At 37.2% G+C, this 23,469-nt stretch carries 32 protein-coding genes; 26 read left to right on the forward strand and 6 right to left on the reverse strand.

Annotated elements, in window-relative coordinates; all coding sequences use genetic code 11:
* Positions 1 to 61: 61 nt before the first annotated feature.
* Together Q0W26_RS00765 and Q0W26_RS00770 are read left to right on the forward strand one after the other, a co-directional pair.
* On the forward strand, positions 62 to 787 hold the full coding sequence (locus tag Q0W26_RS00765) for a metal-dependent hydrolase (RefSeq protein ID WP_298521470.1): 726 nt from the start codon (positions 62 to 64) through the stop codon (positions 785 to 787).
* Between the two features lie 27 nt (positions 788 to 814).
* The gene (locus Q0W26_RS00770) at positions 815 to 1,861 is read left to right on the forward strand and encodes a glycosyltransferase family A protein (protein WP_298521471.1); all 1,047 of its coding nucleotides are present in this window, start codon (positions 815 to 817) and stop codon (positions 1,859 to 1,861) included.
* On the opposite strand, the gene Q0W26_RS00775 is transcribed toward Q0W26_RS00770, so the two are convergent.
* A complete protein-coding gene (locus Q0W26_RS00775) occupies positions 1,853 to 2,824 on the reverse strand; it encodes an arsenic resistance protein (protein ID WP_298521472.1) in 972 nt (323 codons plus the stop codon). The genes Q0W26_RS00770 and Q0W26_RS00775 overlap by 9 nt on opposite strands.
* A 297-nt stretch (positions 2,825 to 3,121) precedes the next feature.
* Between Q0W26_RS00775 and Q0W26_RS00780 the strand changes: the two genes are divergently transcribed.
* The 17 genes from Q0W26_RS00780 to Q0W26_RS00860 are packed head-to-tail and all read left to right on the forward strand — an operon-like array spanning position 3,122 to position 12,984.
* On the forward strand, positions 3,122 to 3,436 hold the full coding sequence (locus Q0W26_RS00780; protein WP_298521473.1) for a monovalent cation/H+ antiporter subunit E: 315 nt from the start codon (positions 3,122 to 3,124) through the stop codon (positions 3,434 to 3,436).
* A gap of 33 nt (positions 3,437 to 3,469) precedes the next feature.
* Positions 3,470 to 3,736 (forward strand): hypothetical protein, encoded by a 267-nt coding sequence (locus tag Q0W26_RS00785; RefSeq protein WP_298521474.1) that lies wholly within the window; start codon positions 3,470 to 3,472, stop codon positions 3,734 to 3,736.
* Positions 3,733 to 4,155, forward strand: a complete 423-nt coding sequence (locus tag Q0W26_RS00790; protein ID WP_298521476.1) for a cation:proton antiporter — start codon at positions 3,733 to 3,735, stop codon at positions 4,153 to 4,155. Before Q0W26_RS00785 ends, Q0W26_RS00790 begins: the two co-directional genes overlap by 4 nt.
* A gap of 1 nt (position 4,156) precedes the next feature.
* Positions 4,157 to 4,390: a DUF4040 domain-containing protein gene (locus tag Q0W26_RS00795; RefSeq protein ID WP_298521477.1), complete on the forward strand. Its 234-nt coding sequence runs from the start codon at positions 4,157 to 4,159 to the stop codon at positions 4,388 to 4,390.
* Positions 4,390 to 4,776 carry a cation:proton antiporter subunit C gene (locus Q0W26_RS00800; RefSeq protein ID WP_298521542.1) on the forward strand — a complete coding sequence of 129 codons (387 nt, stop codon included), beginning with the start codon at positions 4,390 to 4,392 and terminating at the stop codon, positions 4,774 to 4,776. The genes Q0W26_RS00795 and Q0W26_RS00800 overlap by 1 nt, the downstream gene beginning before the upstream one ends.
* The gene (ehbF, locus tag Q0W26_RS00805; RefSeq protein WP_298521478.1) at positions 4,769 to 6,223 is read left to right on the forward strand and encodes an energy conserving hydrogenase EhbF; all 1,455 of its coding nucleotides are present in this window, start codon (positions 4,769 to 4,771) and stop codon (positions 6,221 to 6,223) included. The genes Q0W26_RS00800 and ehbF overlap by 8 nt, the downstream gene beginning before the upstream one ends.
* Positions 6,220 to 6,555, forward strand: a complete 336-nt coding sequence (locus tag Q0W26_RS00810) for a hydrogenase (protein ID WP_298521480.1) — start codon at positions 6,220 to 6,222, stop codon at positions 6,553 to 6,555. The genes ehbF and Q0W26_RS00810 overlap by 4 nt, the downstream gene beginning before the upstream one ends.
* Positions 6,548 to 6,829, forward strand: coding sequence for a hydrogen gas-evolving membrane-bound hydrogenase subunit E (mbhE, locus tag Q0W26_RS00815; protein WP_298521481.1), 282 nt, complete (start codon positions 6,548 to 6,550; stop codon positions 6,827 to 6,829). The genes Q0W26_RS00810 and mbhE overlap by 8 nt, the downstream gene beginning before the upstream one ends.
* Positions 6,826 to 7,302 carry an MnhB domain-containing protein gene (locus tag Q0W26_RS00820; RefSeq protein ID WP_298521482.1) on the forward strand — a complete coding sequence of 159 codons (477 nt, stop codon included), beginning with the start codon at positions 6,826 to 6,828 and terminating at the stop codon, positions 7,300 to 7,302. Before mbhE ends, Q0W26_RS00820 begins: the two co-directional genes overlap by 4 nt.
* Entirely contained in the window at positions 7,302 to 7,550 is a 249-nt protein-coding gene (locus Q0W26_RS00825; protein ID WP_342765318.1) for an energy-converting hydrogenase B subunit J, read from the forward strand. Before Q0W26_RS00820 ends, Q0W26_RS00825 begins: the two co-directional genes overlap by 1 nt.
* A gap of 12 nt (positions 7,551 to 7,562) precedes the next feature.
* Positions 7,563 to 8,975, forward strand: a complete 1,413-nt coding sequence (locus tag Q0W26_RS00830) for a 4Fe-4S binding protein (RefSeq protein ID WP_298521485.1) — start codon at positions 7,563 to 7,565, stop codon at positions 8,973 to 8,975.
* On the forward strand, positions 8,976 to 9,467 hold the full coding sequence (locus Q0W26_RS00835) for a 4Fe-4S binding protein (protein ID WP_298521487.1): 492 nt from the start codon (positions 8,976 to 8,978) through the stop codon (positions 9,465 to 9,467).
* Positions 9,468 to 9,914, forward strand: coding sequence for an NADH-quinone oxidoreductase subunit B family protein (locus Q0W26_RS00840; protein WP_298521489.1), 447 nt, complete (start codon positions 9,468 to 9,470; stop codon positions 9,912 to 9,914).
* Positions 9,915 to 9,927: 13 nt separating this feature from the next.
* A complete protein-coding gene (locus Q0W26_RS00845; RefSeq protein ID WP_298521491.1) occupies positions 9,928 to 11,055 on the forward strand; it encodes a nickel-dependent hydrogenase large subunit in 1,128 nt (375 codons plus the stop codon).
* A gap of 3 nt (positions 11,056 to 11,058) precedes the next feature.
* Complete coding sequence (locus Q0W26_RS00850; RefSeq protein WP_298521492.1) at positions 11,059 to 12,057, forward strand: respiratory chain complex I subunit 1 family protein; 999 nt, start codon at positions 11,059 to 11,061, stop codon at positions 12,055 to 12,057.
* Between the two features lie 10 nt (positions 12,058 to 12,067).
* Positions 12,068 to 12,322 (forward strand): energy-converting hydrogenase B subunit P, encoded by a 255-nt coding sequence (locus Q0W26_RS00855; RefSeq protein WP_298521493.1) that lies wholly within the window; start codon positions 12,068 to 12,070, stop codon positions 12,320 to 12,322.
* Between the two features lie 2 nt (positions 12,323 to 12,324).
* A complete protein-coding gene (locus tag Q0W26_RS00860; RefSeq protein ID WP_298521495.1) occupies positions 12,325 to 12,984 on the forward strand; it encodes a DUF5612 domain-containing protein in 660 nt (219 codons plus the stop codon).
* Positions 12,985 to 13,067: 83 nt separating this feature from the next.
* Here Q0W26_RS00860 and cas4 read toward each other — a convergent pair whose 3' ends face one another.
* The 5 genes from cas4 to Q0W26_RS00885 all read right to left on the reverse strand — a co-directional run bounded on the left by cas4 (position 13,068) and on the right by Q0W26_RS00885 (position 17,838).
* Complete coding sequence (gene cas4 / locus Q0W26_RS00865) at positions 13,068 to 13,862, reverse strand: CRISPR-associated protein Cas4 (RefSeq protein ID WP_298521496.1); 795 nt, start codon at positions 13,860 to 13,862, stop codon at positions 13,068 to 13,070.
* A 135-nt stretch (positions 13,863 to 13,997) separates the two neighbouring features.
* A complete protein-coding gene (locus tag Q0W26_RS00870; protein WP_298521497.1) occupies positions 13,998 to 15,476 on the reverse strand; it encodes a sodium-dependent transporter in 1,479 nt (492 codons plus the stop codon).
* A gap of 103 nt (positions 15,477 to 15,579) precedes the next feature.
* Complete coding sequence (locus tag Q0W26_RS00875; RefSeq protein ID WP_298521498.1) at positions 15,580 to 15,897, reverse strand: TfoX/Sxy family protein; 318 nt, start codon at positions 15,895 to 15,897, stop codon at positions 15,580 to 15,582.
* A gap of 23 nt (positions 15,898 to 15,920) precedes the next feature.
* Complete coding sequence (locus Q0W26_RS00880; RefSeq protein ID WP_298521500.1) at positions 15,921 to 16,994, reverse strand: DNA polymerase subunit beta; 1,074 nt, start codon at positions 16,992 to 16,994, stop codon at positions 15,921 to 15,923.
* A gap of 34 nt (positions 16,995 to 17,028) precedes the next feature.
* Positions 17,029 to 17,838 carry a hypothetical protein gene (locus Q0W26_RS00885; protein WP_298521501.1) on the reverse strand — a complete coding sequence of 270 codons (810 nt, stop codon included), beginning with the start codon at positions 17,836 to 17,838 and terminating at the stop codon, positions 17,029 to 17,031.
* 152 nt (positions 17,839 to 17,990) lie between these two features.
* Here Q0W26_RS00885 and Q0W26_RS00890 point away from each other — a divergent pair, with 152 nt between their 5' ends.
* The 7 genes from Q0W26_RS00890 to pheA all read left to right on the forward strand — a co-directional run bounded on the left by Q0W26_RS00890 (position 17,991) and on the right by pheA (position 23,464).
* A complete protein-coding gene (locus Q0W26_RS00890) occupies positions 17,991 to 18,851 on the forward strand; it encodes a hypothetical protein (RefSeq protein WP_298521502.1) in 861 nt (286 codons plus the stop codon).
* Between the two features lie 123 nt (positions 18,852 to 18,974).
* Positions 18,975 to 19,568: a DUF366 family protein gene (locus tag Q0W26_RS00895; RefSeq protein ID WP_298521503.1), complete on the forward strand. Its 594-nt coding sequence runs from the start codon at positions 18,975 to 18,977 to the stop codon at positions 19,566 to 19,568.
* Positions 19,565 to 20,083: a 6-pyruvoyl tetrahydropterin synthase family protein gene (locus Q0W26_RS00900; RefSeq protein WP_298521504.1), complete on the forward strand. Its 519-nt coding sequence runs from the start codon at positions 19,565 to 19,567 to the stop codon at positions 20,081 to 20,083. Before Q0W26_RS00895 ends, Q0W26_RS00900 begins: the two co-directional genes overlap by 4 nt.
* Complete coding sequence (locus tag Q0W26_RS00905; protein WP_298521505.1) at positions 20,080 to 20,778, forward strand: 7-carboxy-7-deazaguanine synthase QueE; 699 nt, start codon at positions 20,080 to 20,082, stop codon at positions 20,776 to 20,778. The genes Q0W26_RS00900 and Q0W26_RS00905 overlap by 4 nt, the downstream gene beginning before the upstream one ends.
* 62 nt (positions 20,779 to 20,840) lie before the next feature.
* Complete coding sequence (locus tag Q0W26_RS00910) at positions 20,841 to 21,776, forward strand: CBS domain-containing protein (protein WP_298521506.1); 936 nt, start codon at positions 20,841 to 20,843, stop codon at positions 21,774 to 21,776.
* Positions 21,777 to 21,802: 26 nt separating this feature from the next.
* Entirely contained in the window at positions 21,803 to 22,606 is an 804-nt protein-coding gene (locus Q0W26_RS00915) for a CBS domain-containing protein (RefSeq protein WP_298521507.1), read from the forward strand.
* Between the two features lie 60 nt (positions 22,607 to 22,666).
* Positions 22,667 to 23,464 carry a prephenate dehydratase gene (pheA, locus tag Q0W26_RS00920; RefSeq protein ID WP_298521508.1) on the forward strand — a complete coding sequence of 266 codons (798 nt, stop codon included), beginning with the start codon at positions 22,667 to 22,669 and terminating at the stop codon, positions 23,462 to 23,464.
* Positions 23,465 to 23,469: the final 5 nt, after the last annotated feature.

Here is a 23,469-nt window from a genome sequence, read left to right on the forward strand (position 1 = left end):
CAAGCGCTCTCGGATAAATCACTTTAAATACTAATGTTATAATTACAATTAAGGTGATTTCATGTCAACTTACAAGGGGCATTCCGTATTTGCATTGATAGTTTCTATAATGTTTTTTCATAGTCCTCTGTTGATTGCTTTAACGCTGATTGGTGCAAATATTCCTGACTTTGACCATAAATTCAAAAAGGACAATGTCTATAAGTTGATCATTTTAGGATTGATAGTGTTCATTTCACTTTATATCCTAAAATTACCTTATTATATCGGCCTAATCATCGTATTTTTAGGAGTAACGTTCAATTTTTCCGAGCACAGAAGCTTCACACATTCCATTTTTGGAGTTTTGACATTAACGGCGGCGGTTTCGCTAATATTAATATGGTCATTTCAGCTGATTGTTGCAGTAACTGACATTAACGATTACTATCTGATAATGGCAATATTGACTGTTCTCATAAGCTTTCTATTTTTAAACAAAAATGTGCTGATGCTGTTTCTGCCGGTATTTTTCATTTCTTTATTTGTTTTTAAAACTGGAAATGTAAATTGCCTTGAAATTGTTTTAAGCCTCTTTTTAGGGGTGTTTTCACATGTTGTTCTTGATTCATTCACTCCTGCTGGAATTAAAATATTCGCCCCATTGTCTTCAAAAAAGGTTTACAGGAATTTTGGAATAATTTCAATATTTGTTTTAGTCGTTTTAGCTATTGTATATCGTGCTCCAATTCTCTTTGAATTATTTGAGCAATATGTGTCCAATTCACTTCTAATCCTTGGCATTTAATAATGAGTAAGTCATATATTAATAATCATGGTTGAAATTTCAGTTATACTTCCTGTTTACAATAGTGAAGAATATCTAAGGGAGTGTTTGGAAAGCCTTTTGAATCAAACATTCAAGGATATTGAGATATTGTGCATTGACGACGGCTCCAGTGACAGCTCTCTTGATATTTTAAAGGAATATGAAAGTGTAGACAGCCGTATAATTGTAATCAGCCATGAAAATATGGGTGTTGCCGGAACCCGTAACAATGCCCTAAAGTTAATTAAAGGCAATTATGTCTATTTCATGGATTCCGACGACTATCTGGACAAAAATGCATTCAAGAAACTGCATGACAATATCACTTCAAACAGTTCGGATTTCTGCATCATGAAAGCTATTTTTGTAAACGGCTCTGAAGAGTATAAGTTTCCTGCATTTGAACTTGAAAAGGAATTCGGCAAGGTAAACTTCAATAGGTTCACATTTACATATAAGGACGTCAAAAGCCATGTCTTAAATGATTTGTTTGCACCGTGGCTTAAGTTGTACAGTGCCGATTTTTTAAAATCCAGTGATGAATTTACTTTTCCTGAAATCAAATCCTATTCAGATGCGCCGTTTCATGTAAAAACCATGCTCAAGGCTTCAGGGATATCATTCGTTCCGGAATATCTGTACTACTATCGTGAAAATGACGATTCCTTGGTTCATTCATCTTCAAACACTATTAATTTTTTCAAACTCTCTGACATTATCGAAGGTTATCTGAAAGATAATGGCTTTTTCGATGAGTTTAAGGATGAGTTCAACGCATTTAAAGTCGTCAAGCTTGTCTATTATATGGGCTTTACAGATTCTGAAGAATATTACTCAAAAGCTAAGGATGAGCTGTCAAAAATTGAAATCTCATCTCTGATTGCCGATAAGGACATTGACAGAAGAGACATTGTTTTGGATTCCGATAACTTGAAGGAATGCAAATTGGCTTTGGAACTCTATGACTGCAAAAGACGTGTAAAATCAATGCAGGAGTCCAAAAGCTGGAAGGTCACAAAGCCTTTAAGGAAATTCACCTCATCACTAAAATAGGTTGTTCATGCACACAAAGAACAGTCCTGAATCTTTAACCCACAAACAGAATTTTGAGACGATGTAAAGGACCGGCAGTTCTATCAGCGGCCCGATTACAAGTGCAATGGCTATCAGTTCGTGGCCAGGAAATGAATTGATTGCAATGGCCAGTGCCAGTGGGGAATTTCGTGCAAGTGTTGTCATTGTCAGGCTCGCATATTCGGAATATGTAAAATTAATTTTTTCAGACAATAGCAAATCAATTATGACATTAACGGCGAAGAATGCGATTAATGGGATGAAAATTGTTACTATTGAGTTTAAGTTTGAAAATAGCAGTGATCCTTGAGATGCAAAAATGCAAAACACTGCAATTGCTAAAAACCAGATTTCCCCATTGGAGAATAGTTCTGTAACTTTTTTGCTTGAATCATCATTAAGCAGGAATTTGGTAATCTGTGAAGCTATAAATGGGATTACTATGATGATTATTATGGAATAGGCAAGTTGAGTATAGTCCATCGAATTTGACGCTGAAAAGAATATTACAAGATAGATTGGAAGCAAAACGATTTGTAAAATTAGATTCATTGGCAGAATTGATAAGCTAAGCTTCAAGTCTCCCTTTGCAAGTTTTGTGAATACCAGATACCAGTCAGTGCAGGGTGTCAGTATCAGCATGAAAAATCCGATGAAAAGGTCGATATTTGACTTGAAAAATATGGAGCCTAGGAAATATCCAAAAAGAGGTGTCCATATGAAATTGATTATGATGCTTGTCAGACTGAATTTGACATTTCTGAAACTGTTTTTCAGTTCATTCAACGGAATCTCTAGAAATAGTCCGTAAAGCATCAGACATAGGAAGACTGTTATCAGATTGCCAGCATTATCGGCGGTGACATTAACATTGGAAAATATAAGCCCTATGATGACTGCGGAAAATATTATGACTGGCTCTAACTTTTCTTGTAACTCCATACTATCACTTTTTAGGTATAACTAAATTTATAATACGTCATATATAATGTTTTTTTATCATCATGATATTCGTTGAATTTTAAATTTAACAATTGTTTTATCAGTGTTTTTTATTTTTGACAATAATTTTGTTCATTATATTTCTTTTAGAAAAATTTATATTAACTTATTTTAAATTTGTATGAATTTTTTTAAAAAAGCATACATTTATAATAAATAATCATGATAAATAATAATATTATTATTTAATGTCAGATTTCTGACATATTTATAATCAAATGAAATGGAGCTTGTTTAATGTTTTTGACTAGAATTGGATATGGAATCGCGTATTTTGTGGTTCTTATCTATGAAATAATTAAATCAACAATTGATGTTTGTTTTAATTCAATTATAAGGAGAAATATTGATCCTATTGTTGTTGATATTGAAACAGTTTTAGAGAGGCCTGTTTCTCAAACAATATTGGCAAATAGTATATCTTTAACTCCCGGTACTTTGTCTGTTGATTTGGACAGTGAAAATAACATTATTAAAGTAGCTGCTATTTCTCCAAGAGAAAAAGAGGATATTATTCCTTTTGAAAAGTATATTAAGAAAATGCTTGAATGACCATTTTCTTTTAAAACAATCGAGTGAGATAGTATGGATATATTGTTTATTGCAAAATATGTTTTGGTTATAGCATTAATTATCATGATGTTGGCCGCTTTAAGAGCAAGTGCATATAAATCCACTTCAATGGGGCTTTTAGGAAGCTCAGTTGTTGTTGTAGCTTTTGCTATGGCATTGCTTGTTGGAGGAGACATATATAATCTTGAATTCTTTAAAGATATATCACTAGCTTTAATATTCTTTGGTTTTGTAGGTACTGTTGCTTTCGCTGCTGTTTTGGGAGGGGAGGATAAATGATAGAATATATTCAATCAGCTCTTCTTATTATTTCAGCAATCCTGATTATAATTTCAGCAATAGGACTTATTTCATTGTCAGGCAATACTAAAAACGCAGTATATGGAAGAATCCACATTGTCGGTGTTTTTGATATTGCTTGTATTATTGCTATGATTGGTCTTGGCCAATATTTGCTTGCGGGAATATACTTCATTATTGCACCGTTTACAGCACATGCAATTGCTAATGCTTATTGGAAAAAAGAAGATAGAGAAAATAATTCAGATCTGGTAACTGTTGAAGTCGAACCTGATTATGACAATCCGTTTATCCATCCTAGAGATAAGTTCGGATCTTTGGAGAGTGAAGACTCAGAAAAACTTAAGGCTGATGACAGGTTCTCAGTTGCTACATTGGAAATTGATGAGGGGGAGTAAGATGTTGGAATTTGTATTAATGATTATAATTGTTGTAAGTGCGATTCTTGCTCTTATTCAAAAGGATTTATTGAAGGCTGCGATTTTGACAGGATTTACAGGTGCGGCCGTTGCCGTTTTATTCCAGGTATTGCTGGCACCTGACGTTGCCCTGACTCAAGCGATAGTCGGTGCGGCGATTGTTCCTGTATTTATTGCTTTGGCTGTTAAAAAAACCCAAAGGAGTGATGGATGATGGCACAGACTCAACTGGTGATATTGTTCACATCCGCTGCACTAATCATTATCGGATTGTATTCAGCGATTTTCATTGACAATATCATAAAGAAAATAATTGGTATCAGTTTCATTGAGGAAGGAGCCAATCTGTTCATCGTTGCCATCGGATATAAGCCTGGTGGTGTTGTTCCTATTCTAATGCCTGGAATGGACACTTCATGGTTTGCTGCAAATGCCGCATATCCTTTGCCTTTCGGTTTGGTACTCACAAGTATCGTAATCGGCGCAAGTACATTGGCTGTGATGCTTGCTTTGGTAATGGTCCTGTACAGAAGATACGGAACATTGTCCACCAAAGTGATGCTGGCAGACACATCAAAACAGGAGGAATACAATGAATGAACTAATTCCACTCATGGTTATAGTTCCTTTGATGGCAGGTCTGCTCATCTCAGCATTTTCAAAGTTCAACAAGGCAACTAAGATTTTCGCATTTGTCGTTGCAATCTGTCTTCCGATTATACCTTTGGCTTCCAATTATGGACTTCATTTCTTCGGAGGTTACGAGCCGATAGTGGATAATGTGACAAGCGTGATGTTCCATCCGGCAATTACATATTCATTCACATTCCTGCAACAGATATTCATTGCAATGATTGGTATTTTAACATTCCTAGTTGTATTTATCTATCTGACTAAATATAAGGAAATTTCAGGTCCTTACCTGTTCCTGCTATTCTTGGGTACTGCCGCCGTTACTGCAATGCTTCTTACCGATGATATCTTCCACATGTTCGTGTTCTTTGAGATATTGGCACTGGCACAGGTCGGTATTGTTGCGGCTTCATCAATCGATTACAGTTATGAAATGGCTTTAAAATACATGATTTTAGGCTCAATTGGATCACCTATCATGCTTTTGGGAATTGGATTCCTCTTGGCAATGACAGGCAGCGTAAACGTTACAGACATTGCGGTTGCTGTTCATAACGGTTTGGTTGACATAACTTCTCCAGTATTCTTATTATCACTCGGTTTAATATTCTTTGGTTGGCTATATGCATCAGGACTGCCACCATTCCATACTATAAAATCTGGAATTTATTCAAAAGCTGAACCTCATGGAGCAGCATTGCTTCAGTCATTTACTGTCATTTCAATGATTTCAATCGTACTCATAATGTTTAGAATCTATTCAACATTGCCTATATTTGAAGTCCTCATAGTCTTCTTCTCTATCTTGGCTATGATATTAGGTGTTTCTCTTGCACTTACCCAAACTGACTTCAGAAGGATGATTGGATTTTTAGCAGTAGGTGAGCTAGGATTTATAGGTTTGGGTATTGGTCTTGGAACCCAGTATGCAATAACTGCTGGTCTTTTCCAGGCACTGAACGAAATTATTATTACTGCATTATTATTCATAGGTTTCGGCGCTATTGTCAATGCAACTAATGAGGTTGACACCCGAAAGCTTGGAGGCCTTCTGGCATACCATCCGAAAGTCAGCATAATGCTTCTGATTGGAGGTTTGGCCATGGCAGGTGTTCCTCCTTTAAGTGGGTTCCAATCAAAACTGATGCTTGTTCAGGCTTCATTAAGTTGCGGTTATCCGGAAATATCAATTTTAGCAATTATGGTAAGTATAGCAACATTCGTGGTATTTGTAAAGACATACTACTCTATGTTCTTAAAACCGAAACCTACTGAACTGAAAGTGGAAAACATGGAAGTTCCAAGGGCGATGATATTTGCAATGGGAGTACTGTTAATCATTATAGTAGTGCTAGGTATATTCCCTGATGTCGTGACTGCTGGAATTTCTAACTTTGTAGGAGGGATATTATGAAACTATATGACCAGATATTTAATGTGGTAAAGCAGTTCAGGAAACTGTTTTCACCAGGTCCGGTAACCAATGCAGACGTTTCCGGAAGCATTACGGCTGAAATATTTCTAATAGTTTCATTGATATTGTCTGCAATACTGCTAAGGCACGTCAATGTTTTGCTTGCGGGATTGGTTACACTCATCTTGGCAATCGTATTGATTTCAAATATTCCTCTTATTCCAAAGTTCAAAATCGAACAAGAGGATTCATTGGAAAAAATGATATTTTATGCTGTGGTAACACTCAGCATCATTGTGGTATTCTTATACTGGGGTGGTAATCTTGTCTAGCAAAGCTACAGTTCGCAATCTTATTGCAGCGGTATTGACTGCAGTGTTTTCAGTCACTTTAATTGATGCAATATTCCATTTGCATGATATGATCAATCCTGGTGTAAGCTATATCTATAACGCTTTGGGAACTCAAATAGCGCCGAACATGGTAACTGTGGTCATTTTCGACTTCAGGGCATATGATACATTAGGCGAATCAATCATATTGTTGACTGCAGGTATTGTGGTTTTACTCATATTCGGAAGAGGATTACTGGGGGATAAACAATGAGTCAGGGTAGTATGATTTTAAAACTTATATCCTTGCCGATTTCAATCATTTTAATCTGTTTGGGTATAATGACTATTCTTGGAGGCCATATCACTCCGGGTGGAGGTTTCCAGGGTGGTGCAATGATTGCTAGTGGAATTATATTATCTATCCTTGTTTATGGTTTAGGTAATTCTCCATTGGAATTGTCTCACGCTTATATTGAAGTGTTCGAATCAATCGGAGCATTAGGATTTATAATATTCGGATTAATAGGTTTGTTTGTAGGAGGATTTTTCCTCTACAATATGGGAACAGACTTGTTGAATGTTGTTCCCGCTACAATTCAGACAGTTTTCCACTATCCTGATGTCACCAATGCAGGTATTATTCCATACCTCAATATATTTGTAGGACTGAAAGTATTTGTAGGACTGTCCTCAATTGTAATAGCATTTGCAGGATTTAAGAAATTTGTTGGGGAGGGTGAATGATGATATCCTTAGGACCAATCATTTTCGGTTTAATATTGGGTTTGATTATTGGATCTCAAATCAAGCTAGATGTCAGTGATGCCAAATTCACTCTGGCCTCATTTGTGATGATATTAATAGCAGGAATTATTGCAGCATGGCAATTGGGTAATTTCCCATTCTATACAGATTTGCCGATTTCAACTGCATTTTTATCTGCTTTAATAGGAATTTTTGTAGGCAAACTACTATTTGCAAGGAGTAAATAAGGAGTTTTTATCATGTTTTTATCAACTAATACTTGTGACGGAAAAAGGGATTGCATAAAACAGTGTCCTACAAAAGCCATAAAACTTATCAACGGCAAGGCATTCAGCTGTCTTACCTGTGGAATATGTTATCAAAACTGTCCTAATGCAGCCATATTTGAAAACAGCTATGGAGGTTATGTTGTAGACAGAGCCAAATGTAACGGCTGTGGAATGTGCATGTACAACTGCCCTACAAACAACATTAGCATTGAGGATGGAATTGTTTACGGTATATGTTCACGCTGCGGTGTTTGTGTTGAAGCGTGCTCAAGCCATTCCCGTGTGGACGGCTACGAGCTTGAAAAGTCAAAGCAGCTCACATTAATCGAGTCATTGAAAATATTGAATCCTCCATTGGATAATGTTCGACACAAAACATCAGACAAATGCAATGAGGTAACAAGGAGTTACTTCGGAACCGACACGGAAAAATGTATTTTGTGCGGCAGATGCGAAGAATATTGTCCAACCGGAGCAATTCATGTCAAAATTGACCGTGATGATGGAATTTGTAGGGAGTGCAGGATATGCAGCGATGTCTGTCCAAATGAATCAATGAACAAGCATCAGCTGGTTAACAAATCAACCTGTACGCTTTGTCTGAACTGTATGAAGGCATGCCCTAATAATGCAATTTCCGTTGATGATTTTGAAATCATTGTTAATAAGATTAATCAAAAACCCGCTGGAAAAATCATATCCTGTCTTAACTGCGGATTATGTGCTGATTTATGTGAGAACGAATCTCTCAAGAACGTTGACGGCAAACTGAGATATGATCCAACAGCAGACACAGAAAACACTACTCACAAGAAAGCCATTGATTCATGTCCAGTTCATACATTAACCGAAGATGATGAAATGTTCATCTATGATGAGTTTGACGATAAGGAACTGCCGACATTGTCAGGATTTTGTGTATCATGTGGAAAATGTTTCCAGGTCTGTGATGAAGTTGGAGCCCGTCAGCTCATGACAGCAAGCTGGGACGGCAGCGTTTCAGATGACTGCATTTCATGTGGAATATGTTCGGAAGTATGTCAGGAAGATGCGATTACATTATACAGGGGAACAATAGCAGTTGACCTTGACAAATGCATATTATGCGAAAACTGTGCGGTTCACTGTCCTGTTGATGCGATTCCTAAATCCACAACATATAAAAATGAAATTGTTGGTGGATTCAACTTCATCGAACAGGAATTATGTATGCATTGCGGATTATGCCATAAGACATGTCCATATGAAGCAATTGATGAGATTGACGGTAACTTCGTTGTAAATGATGAAAAATGTACCTATTGTGGAGCATGTAAAAATGCATGTCCTGCAAGGGCATTCCTATTCGAGAGAAATTTTAAAGATTCAATAGAGGGTATTTAAATGAGGAGTATGCTTAGAGTAGCTTTGGAAGGAGCTTTTACTAACTTTAAAAGAATCTTTTTTGCAGCAGACAGAGTTACAGACATGGAGCTTAGAAGACAGATTTCAACCCTTTCTGTAGAAGTTGATGACAGGGTTGATGAAAAGGCGTGCATAGGATGTGCAGGCTGCGCCAATGTCTGTCCGACAGGTGCAATTGAGATGAAGCAATTGGCAAGTCCTGTTAAAATCGCTGAAGGATGGACTAAGACTGAAGTACCTGAAATTAATCTTGAAAAATGTGTTGTATGTTATTATTGTCATGACTTCTGTCCAATATATACATTTTATGGTCAAAAGGGAACAGTTCATCCAAGCTGTGTCGGTGACCAGGAAGTTAATGTGGAGGAATTCATTGAACAGCCATTTAAAATTTCAGAAGACAAGCTTAAGTTTATTGCACAGTACTTGTCAGATACAACAATACTGAAAAATAAGGAGGAAGGTGATTAGATGGGTATTAAATCATTTTCAAGAGCAAGAGCAATACACGTCATGCTGGTATATACAGGCGGATGCAATGGATGCGATATTGAAATTGTAAATTCAATATTATCACCAAGATTTGACGCTGAACAATATAACGTGTTCTTGACATGGAATCCTCGTGAAGCGGATGTGCTGGTTGTCACAGGACCGGTTACACACCTGAACAGGAAACCTCTGGAAGCCATTTATGAGGCCATTCCTAATCCTAAATTAGTTGTAGCTGCAGGAAGCTGTGCATTGATGGGTGGAGTATACAAAAACTGTCATGGTGATATTCCATCAGAAGAAATTGAAGGACCAGTTGAAAATATTATACCAGTGAATGCAAAGATTCCGGGATGTGCCGTAAGGCCTCAGGATGTCCTGGCAGGAGTTGTATCACTGTTACCTATATTATTGGATGCGGATTAAAGAGGGGAATTAAATGGATGAAAAAGTACCAAGAAGCAATATTATAGAAACTGAAATTCCAATGGGTACAGTTCACCCTGCTGCATTGGAACCATATAGGGTAAGATTTTTCGTTGAAGATGAAATAGTTCAGGAAGCGGAAATTACCATTGGTGTAAACCACCGTGGAATCGAAAGGATCATGGAAGGCCTTCCTGTTGAAAAGGCAAATTCCCTCACAGAAAAAATCTGTGGAATATGTTCCAATTCACATATATGGAATTCCTGCAGAACCGCAGAAATTGGACTAGGCATCGAAATTCCTGAAAGAGCCACCTACATTCGTGTCATAATGGGCGAACTTGAACGTTTGCATTCACACTTCTTATATCTGGCGCATGGCTGTGAAGTGTTGTCTCACGAGACATTTTCAATGAGGGTATTCTATTTAAGAGAAATCGTCATGGAACTGCTTGCAATGATTGGAGGTAACAGGGTTCAATACGGCTGTTCAGTTTTAGGCGGAGTAAGGCCAAGATGTGACGTTGATGAAGCAAAGCTTTTAAGGCTAAAAAATGACATGGATGCAGTAGAGGAAGGCCTTACAGGTTTTGTGGAAAGGTTCCTTGCAGATTCTGTTGTACAGTCAAGGATTACAGGAATCGGTGTCCTGCCGCAAAAGCAGGCAATTGAGCTGGCCGTAACCGGACCGACTCTCAGGGCTACTGGTGTTGCAAGGGATTTGAGAACAACAATGTTTGAATACGATAACTTTGATTTCAATGTCATAACCCAGCCGGATGGCGATGTAAGGTCAAACCTTGTAATGAGGGCTTTAGAATCATTCGAGTCTATCAAAATCATTCGTCAGGCAATTGCCAATATTCCTGAAGGAAAAGTGGTCAACAGGGATTGGGAAATGTTTGACACTGACATGAATGAGAGTTATATTGAAGTTCCAAGAGGAACTCTTTATCATTCATATGCACTGGAAAGCGGAAGAGTAAGGCACTGTATTATAAGAACTCCTTCAATGGCAAACATTGGAGCAATGCAATATGCATGTATTGGAGATCAAATTACTGATGCCCAATTATGTATTGTACAATGTGACCCATGTTTTACATGTACAGACAGAGCAATAGAGATAATCAGGAGATAGAAAATGTTTGGAAATACATTAATTAATGCAATTCTTGTAGGCGCAATAACAGTGATTTTCTGTTTTTTAATTTCAACATTACTGCCAGGTATCGAAAGAAAATATATACATGCAAGAATTCAGCAAAGGATTGGGCCAGTTGTGATTGCTCCTGGAATCATGGCTCCAATAAAATTCATGTTTAAGGAAAATGTTAAGGTAGAATCTCCTGTTCCGGGATTATATAAGGCATTGCCGATAATATGTTTCATTGCAGTTACATGTTTATTAATAGCTTTAACTCCTCAGGCTTTTGCAATTCCTGCTCTTTCAAGCCTTGTGGCTATTGTAGGATTTTTGAAAGTTGAAGAGATATGTTATGTATTGATGGGAGCTTTATCCAAATCAGTAATGTCAGTTAGAATGCCGTTTCCGGATCAAATCAAAGGGGCCGCTCACAATAATGCGGTCAGGTCATTTGTTGAGGACATAAGTTCTAGAAGATCATTGAGAATGATTACTTACGGGTCATTTCCATTATATTTGGCATTGTTTGCACCTGTAACTCAGGCAAGAAGCATTTTCCTATCAGATATAGTTGCATTTCAACAGCTTAATGGGCCGTTCCTGTTTACAGTGTCCGGAGCCATTGCTGCGATTGTATTCTTCATAGGTTACATGATTATATTAAATGAATATCCGTTCTCAATCATTAAGGCAAAATGTGATGTTATTGAAGGACCATACATGGAGTATGCTTCAAAATACAGGGCCATTGTGTATTTGACAAGAGGATTTTTCATGATGGTGCTTGGCGTGCTGTTTTCAGTTTTATTTCTGGGTATTCCGCCAGTAATTACATCCTGGAGCATTTTGATTAACATTATAGTAGCATTGATATTCGTATTTATGATGGGAATCTTCTCAGCATTTAGTCCGGTATTTACAAACAGGCAGCTGTTGCCGACAATACTTGGAACAACCCTGCTTGGAGTATTAGCCATCGTGCTTGGATTATTATGAGGTGATTTATTTGAAATTTGTTATGAGGCCATATCACATGGTAAGTCTTGGAGGATACATTGTTGAATGGGATTTTCCTTACAGAAATCTCATAGTCGTAAATAAAACCTCTGAACCGATTAAAATAGAAATCCCAGTGTTTCATGAAGAATGGATTGAAGAACATAGGGATTTGGGTCTTGAAGTTATTCCTGTAACTAAAGATGACAATTATTTGAGCATGTGGAAAAGGGCACATGCGGAACTAGACAAAATCAGGCCATAAAAATGAAGGATTATACATTAACAATTAAATCTGATGAGAAAAAAGGAGTATTGGATGACATTACCGATGTCATCACCGCTCACGGTGCTAACATTAGCTATGTCCATCTTTTCGTTGAAAAGAACAACATGGGTTCCATTAATCTGGAGCTTGAACATGTGGAAGACATTGACGATTTGATTGACGATTTGAATAACATTGAAGAAATCAAATCCGTTGAGCTTCATGGTTCTCAATTGGATATTTATGGTAAGCGTATAATCATTGTAGGTGGCGGAGCACAGGTGTCACAGGTTGCTATGGGTGCAATAACCGAAGCCGACAGACACAACATCCGTGGAGAACGTATCAGTATTGATACTATTCCTTTGGTTGGCGAAAAGGCCTTGGCGGAAGCCATTGAAGCCATTTCAAGGCTCCCTCGTGTAAGTGCTTTGGTTCTTGCAGGTTCACTTATGGGTGGTGAGATTACCGAAGCCGTTCGCAAGGTCAAAGATGAAAGTAATCTCATCGTAATTTGTCTCAACATGCCTGGAAGCGTAACCAAGTATGCTGATTTGATAATTACAGACCCAATCCAGGCTGGAGTTTTGGCGGTGATGTCTATTGCCGATACTGCCGTTTTTGATATTAAAAGGCTTGGTGACAATATCAAGTTTTAAATTCACGTTTATGGACATATAGTTTGGAGTTATTTAACTTCAAGAGTGAATAAGGATTGATTTAATCCTTATTTACTCAAATCTTATTCTTTAAAGCAAATATCTTTGTATTCACAAAGTTCACATTTTCTAGGATTTTTTCTTACTTTTGGAAGTTTTTTATTGTCAGTGATTTCTTTAACTTCCCTCATCACGTCAAACAATCCTTTTCTGATATTGACGTCCATTACAACAGGTCGTCTGTCGCCGATTTTTTCATAGTCGATGAAACCGACAAATACTTCCGTTTCAAATTCCTCTTCGAGAAGTATTGCATAGGCCACAAGTTCTATTGCATCCTGGTCCCAGACGCCTTTTACCGGAGGATTTGAGCTTTTGATGGCAACAGGATAGTATTTCCCGTCGGCTATTTCGACCTTGTCACACATTCCTATCAGTTCAAGCTGAGGGTCTTTCAGGAGGTAGGAGTACATGCAGTTTGGAAAGAACATGTCGATTATTTCAAAGGCGTTTTTGTCAAGTATTGTCATTGCCTGTTTGATTTTCAATGCTTTAATCTTGATGTTGAAGTATGTGTCATCAATGATTTGATTGATTTGGGATGCTTCAAGGCCCAGATCCATTGACTTGATTGCATTGGCACTGCTTTCGATATATGAGTCAATTGTCTGTGAGAGAATCTGCTCTATTTGGACAAGTGTCATGTCCTTTTTGATCTTTCGCATATTTTTCTGGATTAAATCGCTCACGTCAATCTTAAGTTTTTTAAGCTCGATTGCAAGTTGAAAATCATTGTTTTCGCTCATGTCCACATGGGTTTGGATGTATAGCTTCATAGGACAGTACATATGTGTTTTTATTGAAGAAACGTTTATCATTTTATAACCTCTTAAATTGTGTAATATTACTTAGTACTTGGTAATATAAATAATTAGAAGTTATAAATGCCGTAAATTTCTTAAAATAAAATAAAAAAAGCAAATAGCTAACAATTTAGCTATTTGAAGTCAATTTTACACGTCGTAATAATTTTTGTTTATTGCAGGCAATTTTGCAAATATGAAAGGAACTACAATAACAACTATAGTTAATATCAGCATGATTGTTGTGCTGAGGCTGTCTGCAGTAGTTATTGTTGAGTATACTCCTTGAATCCAAAGGCCGAAAATACAGATTGGCAGGATGTATTTGATGACTGTTTTCCAGGTTTTGCCCACTTTGATTGATGAATTGTCATTCAATGTTTTGATTAAATCATCGAATTTGTAAATCCATCCGAATATTATGCATTCAAGAAGAATTGCAAAGAGCAGTGCGAAGTTGTTCAGGTATGCGTCGAACACTCCAAGTATTGTACTTCCAGCACCGGTTGCAAATATTGTGGATATGAAAAATCCGACAATGCAAACTACGGTTGCAGTCTTTTTACGCTCAATGAGAAACTTCTCAGAGATTGAATAGCAGACTCCTTCAAGAAGCGCAATGACGGATGTGATTCCTGCAAACAGTATGCACAGGAAGAATAGCGGTCCGACAATGTATCCGACACTTCCCATTGTATTGAATACTTGTGGAAATACGACAAATGCTAGGCCGGTTCCTTCAGTTACCAGTTCATTGAATGGAATTCCGGTACTCAATGCCATGAATCCTAAAATGGAAAAGATTCCTATTGAATTGAACACTTCAAAACCGGAGTTTGAAAATGCAACGATTATTGCATTGTCCACCAGTTTGGAGCCTTCAGGCAGGTAGCTTGCATATGTCATTGCAATCGCCATACCCAAACTTAAGGAAAATACAATCTGTCCAAATGCCGCCAACCAAACATCCAAGTTGGTCAATGCACTCCAATCCGGTGTGAAAATCTGTGTATATCCAATTGAGGCACCAGGTAATGTTAATGAGAATGCAACAATGCCCACAACAATTGCACAAAGCAATGGGAGCAGGATTTTACTGACATTACCGATTCCGTCATTCAAGTCTCTTTTGATAATGAACCATGCTAAAAACCAAATAACAAATACTGATGCAAGCACTGCCGGAACGATTGTAAATATTCCTGACATTGAATCTGTTGCCTGAAGGACATTGTTTGCAAAGTACAAATCAGGGTTTGCTCCCCATGCCTTTGTCAGGCTTAAAACAATATAAATCAGATCCCATCCGACAACACAGACATAGTATGTTGTTATTAAAAATACGACTAATAGTATAAACCATGCGACAGGTTCCAATTTTTTACTGACTGAGAACAGTATTCTTGCAAGTGACTTTTTGAACTTGAATCCGACGGCATATTCCACTAGAACAAATGAGATTCCCAAAAGAAATAGTGAAACGATGTATGGTATCATGAATGATCCTCCACCGTTGGAGTATAAGACATTAGGGAAACGCCAGATGTTTCCAAGCCCAACCGCAGAACCGATCATTGCCATCATAAATGCGAGATTACTGTTCCATTCTGATTTTTGAGTTTCGGTCATTTTATCACATAAATTTTAATGGTTTTATTTATGTGATTTATGTTTAAATAATATTTCCTTATTATGAAACACGAGGTTTTAAAAAATAGATATGGGTGCTAAATTATTTGCGTTTTTTCCTTGGAGTGGGAAGCGCTTCATACATCGCTTCCACCAGTTCCTTTAGAAACTCCTTGTTTTCCACATCATCAACAAGCAGCATTTCCTTTGCACCCTCGTAGGGCAGTTCCCAATCCGCTTCAGGCATCATTGATTGGGCTACTTTCACGGGTTTAACGAGAAAACGGTCGTCATAAATGCCTCCAATAATCTTTCCCCGGTAATATAGGATGTATTCTCCCATCATTGCCCTGTAGGTTATGTCTTCCAAATCGGACAGCTGTTCCAATATATATTCTAGATACTCTTCACTTGATGTCATGAGAATTTCCTCTGCGGATTTGTTTATGCGGGACTTTCCTTAAGCTTTAGATACTCGTCAATGGCTTCACGAGTGGTTCCAACAACCAGACGGTAATGTGAATCCTTGCCATTGACAATGACCTTTTCAACTTTTCCTTTGGCTATCACGTGTTCGCCGTCAATGACTTCACCGGCATAGGTGTGGGTAAATGAGACGACTTCATCCAAAGGCACATCAACGCCATCAAGAACTTCAACATTCTCTATAGTATACAGTGACGGATTGTCGAATGCTCCAAGTGCGCTTACGATGTCGGCTTCGATTTGAGCTATTCCCTGAGGTTCATACACTGTATCTCCCCAAACACCTTCGATTTCTTCGTAATCCTTGGTGGCCAGAATGTCAAATAGGGTTCCGTTTATTGTTCCTCTGTTTGCCTTTCTGTTTTCATACCATCTGAATTCCTCTTTTGTAAGGCTTGCATCGCTCATTCTTTTGTTGTATACAAAGTCCCAGTAATCGTTGGTGATTCCCTGAACGGTAATGTCCTTGTCCACTTCTTCGATATGGACTTCCTTGCCCCGATACTTCTTAAAGGTTTCAATTGCCCTTCTGTGGTTGTCCAGACCATAAACTACAAAATCAAGGTCACTTACGTCATCCTTTTGAAGACCAGGTAGGATGGAACCTGAAATTCCAAGATGGTCATATGGAATGTCTGCCATGAAATGGAAGAAATCGGCAACGTCCATCAGTTTTGAAATCAGTTCGGGATTTTTGACTTCTCCACCGCTTTCAAAGGTCTTTTTAAGGCCTAAAAGCCTGTCTTCAGGTTTGATGATTCTTTCAACCTTATCAAGCGGCACGCCCATCATTTCAACATTGGTGACGTCACAGAAATACAGATAATCGGGATGATTTTCACGCAGATAGGTATATGCTTCCTCAGATCCTACTTTTCTGTATCTCCTGCCGTCCTTTTCACGGTCTCCTTCAGGATCCGGAATGTATCTTAAAAATGAAATGACTCTGTCTTCAGGGTGAATGTAATTGGTTGATGCGAAATACAAGTCATCGCTTGTGTAGATAAAATCTCTTGTTCTTACTTGCTTCATAATTTAACTCCTAATTTAAATTTTGTTTTCTTCATTAATTAATATTGTCAGAATAATAAAACAGGCTATATGAGTCCAGGATGAAAAATAGTGCAAAGGCTTCTGCCAATGCGGAAATTATGCTTCCTATAACAAAATAGTATTCCAATGTTCTCATAATGATTAGCACTGCTGAAAATACCAGAAAATTCAAAATGACGAAATTCAAGTATTTTTTAATGCCTTTGCTTTTGATGATTTTTGAAAGCTTTACAAAATTCACGGATTCCTTAACGTCTCCAGTTTCCTTTAGTCTGATTTTGGCAAATGAACAGTATGAAAAGCATATTGCAAAAAGGATTATGAATATAATCAATGTGGCAATCACTGAGGATGCCAGATGATGATATGAATCTGGGGACAGCAGACTAAGCAATTTAGGCAATGTCACCGTATCGAGTTTAGAATCTATATATGTCACGCTGTCCATGATGGAGGATATGTTGTGGTAAATACCCAAAGCCAGGGACAGGATTATTGTGCCTCCTATTGCGAGCATATAATAATAAATTTCTATCATTTCGTCCTTAAATCCCGCTTTTGCGGTTGTTGTAAGTGAAACTTCCCTTATGTCAAATGAACTGTATATGTAATGATAAACAATGGCTATGCAGATTCCAAGAATGGCAATGTCTATCACAAAAGTTATCAATACTGTTAGGGGCGTCAAATTTCCAATTTCAATTTGATTAACAATTGAATTAACAATTTCAGATATGAAAAAGAGAAATGTGACTAAAATGAATCCCTTATATGCTCTGAATGGCAAATAAAATGCTTTTTTAATAATTTTCCAAGTATGCATAAAATCATTTATTACTTTGTAATTTGTTAAGTATTATCTTTTTCGGCGATTTTAAGAGGCATATCATATGTGAATATAAAAAGGATTCATAATGATTAAATACTTTTTTCAACACAATTCATATTAAACATGTTTTTTTGGGAGGAATAATTTTGTTTAAAAGGAAATTCGTTGTTCTTTTAATGATTTTTGTTACATTATTGGTCGTTTTTCCAGTAAGTGCGGCTGATAATTTGACATCTGCAAATAATGATTATCTAACAGTCAGCGATGATTTGAACTCTGATTTAGAGCTTTCAAATCAGTTGGATGACGTCAAGCTCGAAAAGCCTGGCACTGAGGATAATTTAACCGCAGCAAGCGGAGATTCTGATGAGGGTCCTGTTGGGGAAAATAACGTAACTTATGTGATGTTGGGTACTGATATTAATGCCAATAACTTCACACAATATGCCGTTGACTTCAAGGCAGGCGAACGTGGCGGAAACTTCAATCTTGTTTTGGTTGATGTCTACCAAAGGGGATTAGCTAACAAGACAGTCAAAATAGGTTTCAACGGCCATGTTCAGGATGTTGTCACTGGGGCTAACGGTCAGGCTCACATGCAGGTCAATCTGGCAAGCTCAGATAAATACACGTTCGTTGCAATGTTTATGGGGGATGACAGCTACAAGGCAGTAATGAAGGTCTACACTTTTAAAATCAACAAAAAGCCTATTTCAATTTCCGCCAATGCCAAAACATTCAAATCAAAGGCAAAAACCAAAAAGTACACAGTGATTTTGAAAACTAAAAAATGCTCATCATCTGATGGAAAGGTTTACTTGAACAGCGGCAAAAAGGTCACTTTAAAATTGAACGGCAAGACCTATTCTGCAAAGACAGACAAAAAGGGCAAGGCCACATTCAACCTTAAAATAACCAAGAAAAAGAAATTTAAGGCTACAGTCAAATTTGCCGGCGACAACACTTACAAATCCGCCACCAAAACAGCATACATAACAATCAAATAGTGGGATTATTCCCACCCAATTAATTTTTTACGATACTTTTTTTAATACCTTTTACTAAATATTAATAGGTATTGTGGCTTTTTGACCACTTATTTTTTTACAACATTAACGTTAGGTTTTATCATGACTATTACTCATAAGCATATCGATGAAATTTTTGAATATGATGGAAGCCAGATTAATCCGTCCTGGGCATTTCAGGAGTTTGGAATTTACGGATCATCCGTCATAACATGGATTGGGCCGGTCAACATCACTCCGGATAATTTAAAGGACTTTGCAGATGTGGGTCTTGAAATCAAGTCAAACAATATGGTCAATTTCATCTGCGAATTCTTTGACCAGCAGCCTCCGAACATGAGAATCGCCTATTTAAGGCAAAGGCTTCTTGTGATGATTTTCAGGGAAATACTCACAGAATATGGAGTCAAATCAGAAAGGGAAGGGGATGACATATTCGTTAATGGGGGAAAACTCTCAATTTCCATTGCTTCTGTCTCATTGAGCTCTGCAAAAATACATTTCGCCCTCAATCTTGAGGATAAGGGAACTCCTGGGGATGTTGAAACAATAGGATTATTCGATATCAGAGTTAATGATAAACAGATATTTACGAATGACAATTTATTGGAACTAATCAATAAAACTGTTGAAAGGTTCATTGATGAACTGGAAACAATAGAAAAGGATATAAGTAAAACAAAGGTGTTATTATGAAAATTTTAGTCAACGGTATGCAGGCCAATTTAAGATTCTCTTCAGCCCATGTGATTCCGGGACACGAATCCTGCGGATATATTCATGGACATTCTTATTTTGTGGATGTGGAAATAGAAGGTGAACGTTCAGGTGATTTCGAATTCGTAGTGGACTTTAAGGATGTGAAAGGATTCACTAAGGCAATCTGCGATGAACTGGACCACAGGCTATTGATTCCTGTCTACAACAATTTAATTGATTTTAAGGATTTTGACAAGCAGTCAGATTCAATTTTTGACCTGAAAAAGAAACATTCAGTTCACTTCAAAATCGACGGTAAAGGATATTCCCTGCCTGCAGTCGACTGTGTCTTCCTGCCGCTTCCATACACTTCTGCTGAAGAGCTGTCAAAGTTTTTCGCAGAGACTTTAGCCAAAAAGCTAGCTGAAACCTATGACAATTTGCAGTCAGTTTCAGTATGCGTTAATGAAGGAATCGGTCAGGGAGCAGTGTATAAGAAGGATTTCGAATGAAAGCGCCAGTCATTGAAATATTTTCATCCTTTCAAGGGGAAGGCCTTCTGATAGGCGAAAGGCAGATCTTTGTGAGATTTGCAGGATGTAACTTGAATTGCAATTATTGTGATACCAATGATAGTAAATCAACCGAATCAGGAAAGCTGATGACTCCAAGCCAAGTCACAGAGGAAATCAATAAATTATTGACTCCTGATTGCCGGACCATTTCATTTACTGGAGGTGAACCTAGCTTATATCCTGACTTCATATCTGAAATTTCAAAGAATTTCAATTTAAAGATTATGCTAGAGACAAATGGAACTTTGCCGGACAATATAGATTCAATAGAAAAATTGGACATCGTATCTCTTGACATTAAATTGCCGGAGCATTTCGACGGCGATTTTGATGAGGAAATTTTTCTAAATGAGATTAAATCACTAAATTTATTAATGGCGAAGTGTATAAATGTATATTGTAAAGTAGTTATATTGCCTTCAACAAAAATAAATTCATTTAAAGAGGTAGTTGAAAAATTATCCGAAAATATTTCAAACAAAAGCAACCTTAAAATTATTATCCAACCATCTAGTCCTCTAGATGAATGGAAGGACATTAATTTTAGATTATTTAATTTTTCTGAAATTGTTGGGCAATATTTTGAAGTTTCCACCATTCCTCAAATCCATAAGATTCTGGATATTGAGTGAATTTTGTTTTTGATATATTGATTTTATTTTTTTGAAGCGTAATTGTAAATTGAGGTGTATATATGAAAGATAAAACATCCATTAACAGAAAATCAAATACCGGTGCAGTTGAACGTGAAACCAAAGTTCATGATAAGGAAGGAGACATAATGGCTATTGCATCAAGAGATGTAATTTCAATCCCACCTACCAAACCTATTAAAGACACTGCAAAAGTAATGATGGAACATGAATTTAGAAGATTACCAATCACAGATCCAGGTTCAGGCAAGTTGTTAGGTATCGTAACAGTAATGGATATATTAGATTTCTTTGGTGGAGGAAAAAAATTCAACATTATTGAGAAAAAATACCAAGATAACTTCTTGGCAGCTATCAACGAACCTATTAAAGAAATCATGACTCGTGATTTGATAACTTTATCTAATAAGGCATCTATTGGGGAAACTATCCAAACTATGTTAGACAATCAATTAGGTGCTATACCTCTTGTTGATGCTGATGGAAAACTTGCAGGTATCGTAACTGAAAGGGACATTGCATTATCTTTAGCAGGCATTTCTGGAAAAGAAACCGTGCAAGATTACATGAGTCCTAAAGTATTCAGCACCACTCCTGGAACACCAATCGGAGATGCATGCAAAATCATGGTAAGAAATGGTTTAAGAAGAATTCCGGTCATTGGTGGGGAAGCTGACATTTCCAAAGCAGCTAAAAAGCTATTGGGTATTATAACCTCTACTGATGTTATAAGATTTTTAAATGCAAAAGAATTATTTGATAATTTAAATTCCAATTTGGCAACTGATGTCTTAAAAACAACAATTACCGATATTATGGTCAAGGAACCAGTAACTGTCGAACCTAACATGACTATCGGAGAGTTATGTGACCTTTTCGCAGAAAAGAATATTGGTGGAGTTCCTGTTGTTAAAGACGATAAAGTAATGGGAATCATTACTGAAAGAGATATTTTAAACGCAGTTAAAAGAATTTAAATACTAAATAATAAGGAGATGATAATATGCAAATTAAGAATTTGATGTCTGAGGATTTAATCACTGTAGACAAAGATCAAAATCTTTCTGATGCGTTAAAATTGTTACGCAAACACAACGTTTCACGTTTGCCAGTAACCAACAATAAAGAATTAGTCGGTATTATTTCAGAAAGGGACATAGCTAACAAGCTCGGTTCTTCAAAATATGAAAGCATGCCTGCATCAAGACTTCATATTTCATCTGTAATGGTTAAAGATGTACTTACAGTTCCACAGACAATGCAATTGGAAGAGGTTGCAAAATTGATGCTTGACAACGGCATAGGTTCAGTTCCTGTAATGGACGACGACAACAAGATGGTCGGTATCGTATCAAAAGCTGATTTTGTAACACTTGCAACAGGAATTGCATTTGACAAGATAACTGTAAAGGAAATAATGTCTAAAGACGTAATCTATGCATCTTCAGCTGAAAGGTTGGTCCATGCAAGGAGATTGATGCTTGAAGCCCATGTCGGAAGATTGCCTGTCATTGATGAAGATGAACTTGTTGGAATGATTACCTCTAAAGATTTGATGAGGGCTTTCATAGACTTTAGAAAAAAAGTCCCTGAAAAGTATCAAAAATCTCAAATCAAGGAGGTTTTGGTCGAAGACATTATGTCACACAACCCAACTGTTGTGTCTAAAGACATGTCAATCACTGAAGTGTCTGAAATCATGATTGAAACAGGCTACAACGGATTGCCTGTTGTTGAAGGCTCTCAGGTGATTGGTATTATCACACAAACAGATATTTTAAGACTGATTGAAAAATTAGAATCTTAAAAACGTATAGTTGCTACAACTATACTCTTTTTTTTATTTTTAGGGGGTTTAAAAATTACATTGATTTCATTTTTAGGTCCTAAAGGAACTTTCACCCACGAAGCAGCCAACATGCTGGGCGATGACTTAATACCTTACTGCACAATTCCCGCAGTCATGGAAAGCGTCGTCAATGATGAATGTTCATTAGGGGTTGTTCCGATAGAAAACTCCATTGAAGGGCCGGTAGGCATCACTCTTGATTCGCTGGCACACAAGTACGATTTGAAAATCTATAAGGAAATAATCATTCCCATAAATCAGAATCTCATAGTCAATCCGGGAACTAAAAAGGAAGATATCGAAGAGGTATACTCCCACGCCCAGGCATTGGCCCAATGCAGGGATTTTCTAAATGGCATGGATGTGCATCTTCATTATGCGGTAAGCACGGCAAGAGCTGCCAAGGACATTATTGGCGATAAGTCCAAAGCGGCAATCGGGAACAAAAAGATTGTCGAATTGTATGATTTGGAGGTTCTTGAAGCCAGCATTCAGGACATGGACAATAATGAGACCAGATTTGTGGTATTGTCCAAGGACAATCATGAAATGACTGGCAGGGACAAAACATCAATAATCTTTTCCATCTATGAGGATAAGCCGGGCCAGCTGTATAAGATTTTGGGAATTTTCGAGAAAAACAACATTAACCTGACAAAAATCGAGTCCCGACCATCTAAAAAAGGTTTGGGAAAATATCTATTCTTCGTTGACTTTAATGGCCATATTGGTGAGGAATCCATTCAGAATATCTTGAAAGAGATTGAAGAAAATACCTATTTTTTAAAAGTTTTAGGTTCATATCCTGAATTTTAGGTAAA

The organism is uncultured Methanobrevibacter sp., from assembly GCF_947169325.1.
Classification (GTDB): Archaea; Methanobacteriota; Methanobacteria; order Methanobacteriales; family Methanobacteriaceae; genus Methanocatella.

Bases quoted from the DNA above. Each gene is read 5' to 3' on its own strand.
- Q0W26_RS00765 (WP_298521470.1), top strand. From the start codon at position 62: ATGTCAACTTACAAGGGGCATTCCGTATTTGCATTGATAGTTTCTATA.
- Q0W26_RS00770 (WP_298521471.1), top strand. From the start codon at position 815: ATGGTTGAAATTTCAGTTATACTTCCTGTTTACAATAGTGAAGAATAT.
- Q0W26_RS00775 (WP_298521472.1), bottom strand. From the start codon at position 2,824: ATGGAGTTACAAGAAAAGTTAGAGCCAGTCATAATATTTTCCGCAGTC.
- Q0W26_RS00780 (WP_298521473.1), top strand. From the start codon at position 3,122: ATGTTTTTGACTAGAATTGGATATGGAATCGCGTATTTTGTGGTTCTT.
- Q0W26_RS00785 (WP_298521474.1), top strand. From the start codon at position 3,470: ATGGATATATTGTTTATTGCAAAATATGTTTTGGTTATAGCATTAATT.
- Q0W26_RS00790 (WP_298521476.1), top strand. From the start codon at position 3,733: ATGATAGAATATATTCAATCAGCTCTTCTTATTATTTCAGCAATCCTG.
- Q0W26_RS00795 (WP_298521477.1), top strand. From the start codon at position 4,157: ATGTTGGAATTTGTATTAATGATTATAATTGTTGTAAGTGCGATTCTT.
- Q0W26_RS00800 (WP_298521542.1), top strand. From the start codon at position 4,390: ATGGCACAGACTCAACTGGTGATATTGTTCACATCCGCTGCACTAATC.
- ehbF (WP_298521478.1), top strand. From the start codon at position 4,769: ATGAATGAACTAATTCCACTCATGGTTATAGTTCCTTTGATGGCAGGT.
- Q0W26_RS00810 (WP_298521480.1), top strand. From the start codon at position 6,220: ATGAAACTATATGACCAGATATTTAATGTGGTAAAGCAGTTCAGGAAA.
- Q0W26_RS00820 (WP_298521482.1), top strand. From the start codon at position 6,826: ATGAGTCAGGGTAGTATGATTTTAAAACTTATATCCTTGCCGATTTCA.
- Q0W26_RS00825 (WP_342765318.1), top strand. From the start codon at position 7,302: ATGATATCCTTAGGACCAATCATTTTCGGTTTAATATTGGGTTTGATT.
- Q0W26_RS00830 (WP_298521485.1), top strand. From the start codon at position 7,563: ATGTTTTTATCAACTAATACTTGTGACGGAAAAAGGGATTGCATAAAA.
- Q0W26_RS00835 (WP_298521487.1), top strand. From the start codon at position 8,976: ATGAGGAGTATGCTTAGAGTAGCTTTGGAAGGAGCTTTTACTAACTTT.
- Q0W26_RS00840 (WP_298521489.1), top strand. From the start codon at position 9,468: ATGGGTATTAAATCATTTTCAAGAGCAAGAGCAATACACGTCATGCTG.
- Q0W26_RS00845 (WP_298521491.1), top strand. From the start codon at position 9,928: ATGGATGAAAAAGTACCAAGAAGCAATATTATAGAAACTGAAATTCCA.
- Q0W26_RS00850 (WP_298521492.1), top strand. From the start codon at position 11,059: ATGTTTGGAAATACATTAATTAATGCAATTCTTGTAGGCGCAATAACA.
- Q0W26_RS00860 (WP_298521495.1), top strand. From the start codon at position 12,325: ATGAAGGATTATACATTAACAATTAAATCTGATGAGAAAAAAGGAGTA.
- cas4 (WP_298521496.1), bottom strand. From the start codon at position 13,862: ATGATAAACGTTTCTTCAATAAAAACACATATGTACTGTCCTATGAAG.
- Q0W26_RS00870 (WP_298521497.1), bottom strand. From the start codon at position 15,476: ATGACCGAAACTCAAAAATCAGAATGGAACAGTAATCTCGCATTTATG.
- Q0W26_RS00875 (WP_298521498.1), bottom strand. From the start codon at position 15,897: ATGACATCAAGTGAAGAGTATCTAGAATATATATTGGAACAGCTGTCC.
- Q0W26_RS00880 (WP_298521500.1), bottom strand. From the start codon at position 16,994: ATGAAGCAAGTAAGAACAAGAGATTTTATCTACACAAGCGATGACTTG.
- Q0W26_RS00885 (WP_298521501.1), bottom strand. From the start codon at position 17,838: ATGCATACTTGGAAAATTATTAAAAAAGCATTTTATTTGCCATTCAGA.
- Q0W26_RS00895 (WP_298521503.1), top strand. From the start codon at position 18,975: ATGACTATTACTCATAAGCATATCGATGAAATTTTTGAATATGATGGA.
- Q0W26_RS00900 (WP_298521504.1), top strand. From the start codon at position 19,565: ATGAAAATTTTAGTCAACGGTATGCAGGCCAATTTAAGATTCTCTTCA.
- Q0W26_RS00905 (WP_298521505.1), top strand. From the start codon at position 20,080: ATGAAAGCGCCAGTCATTGAAATATTTTCATCCTTTCAAGGGGAAGGC.
- Q0W26_RS00910 (WP_298521506.1), top strand. From the start codon at position 20,841: ATGAAAGATAAAACATCCATTAACAGAAAATCAAATACCGGTGCAGTT.
- Q0W26_RS00915 (WP_298521507.1), top strand. From the start codon at position 21,803: ATGCAAATTAAGAATTTGATGTCTGAGGATTTAATCACTGTAGACAAA.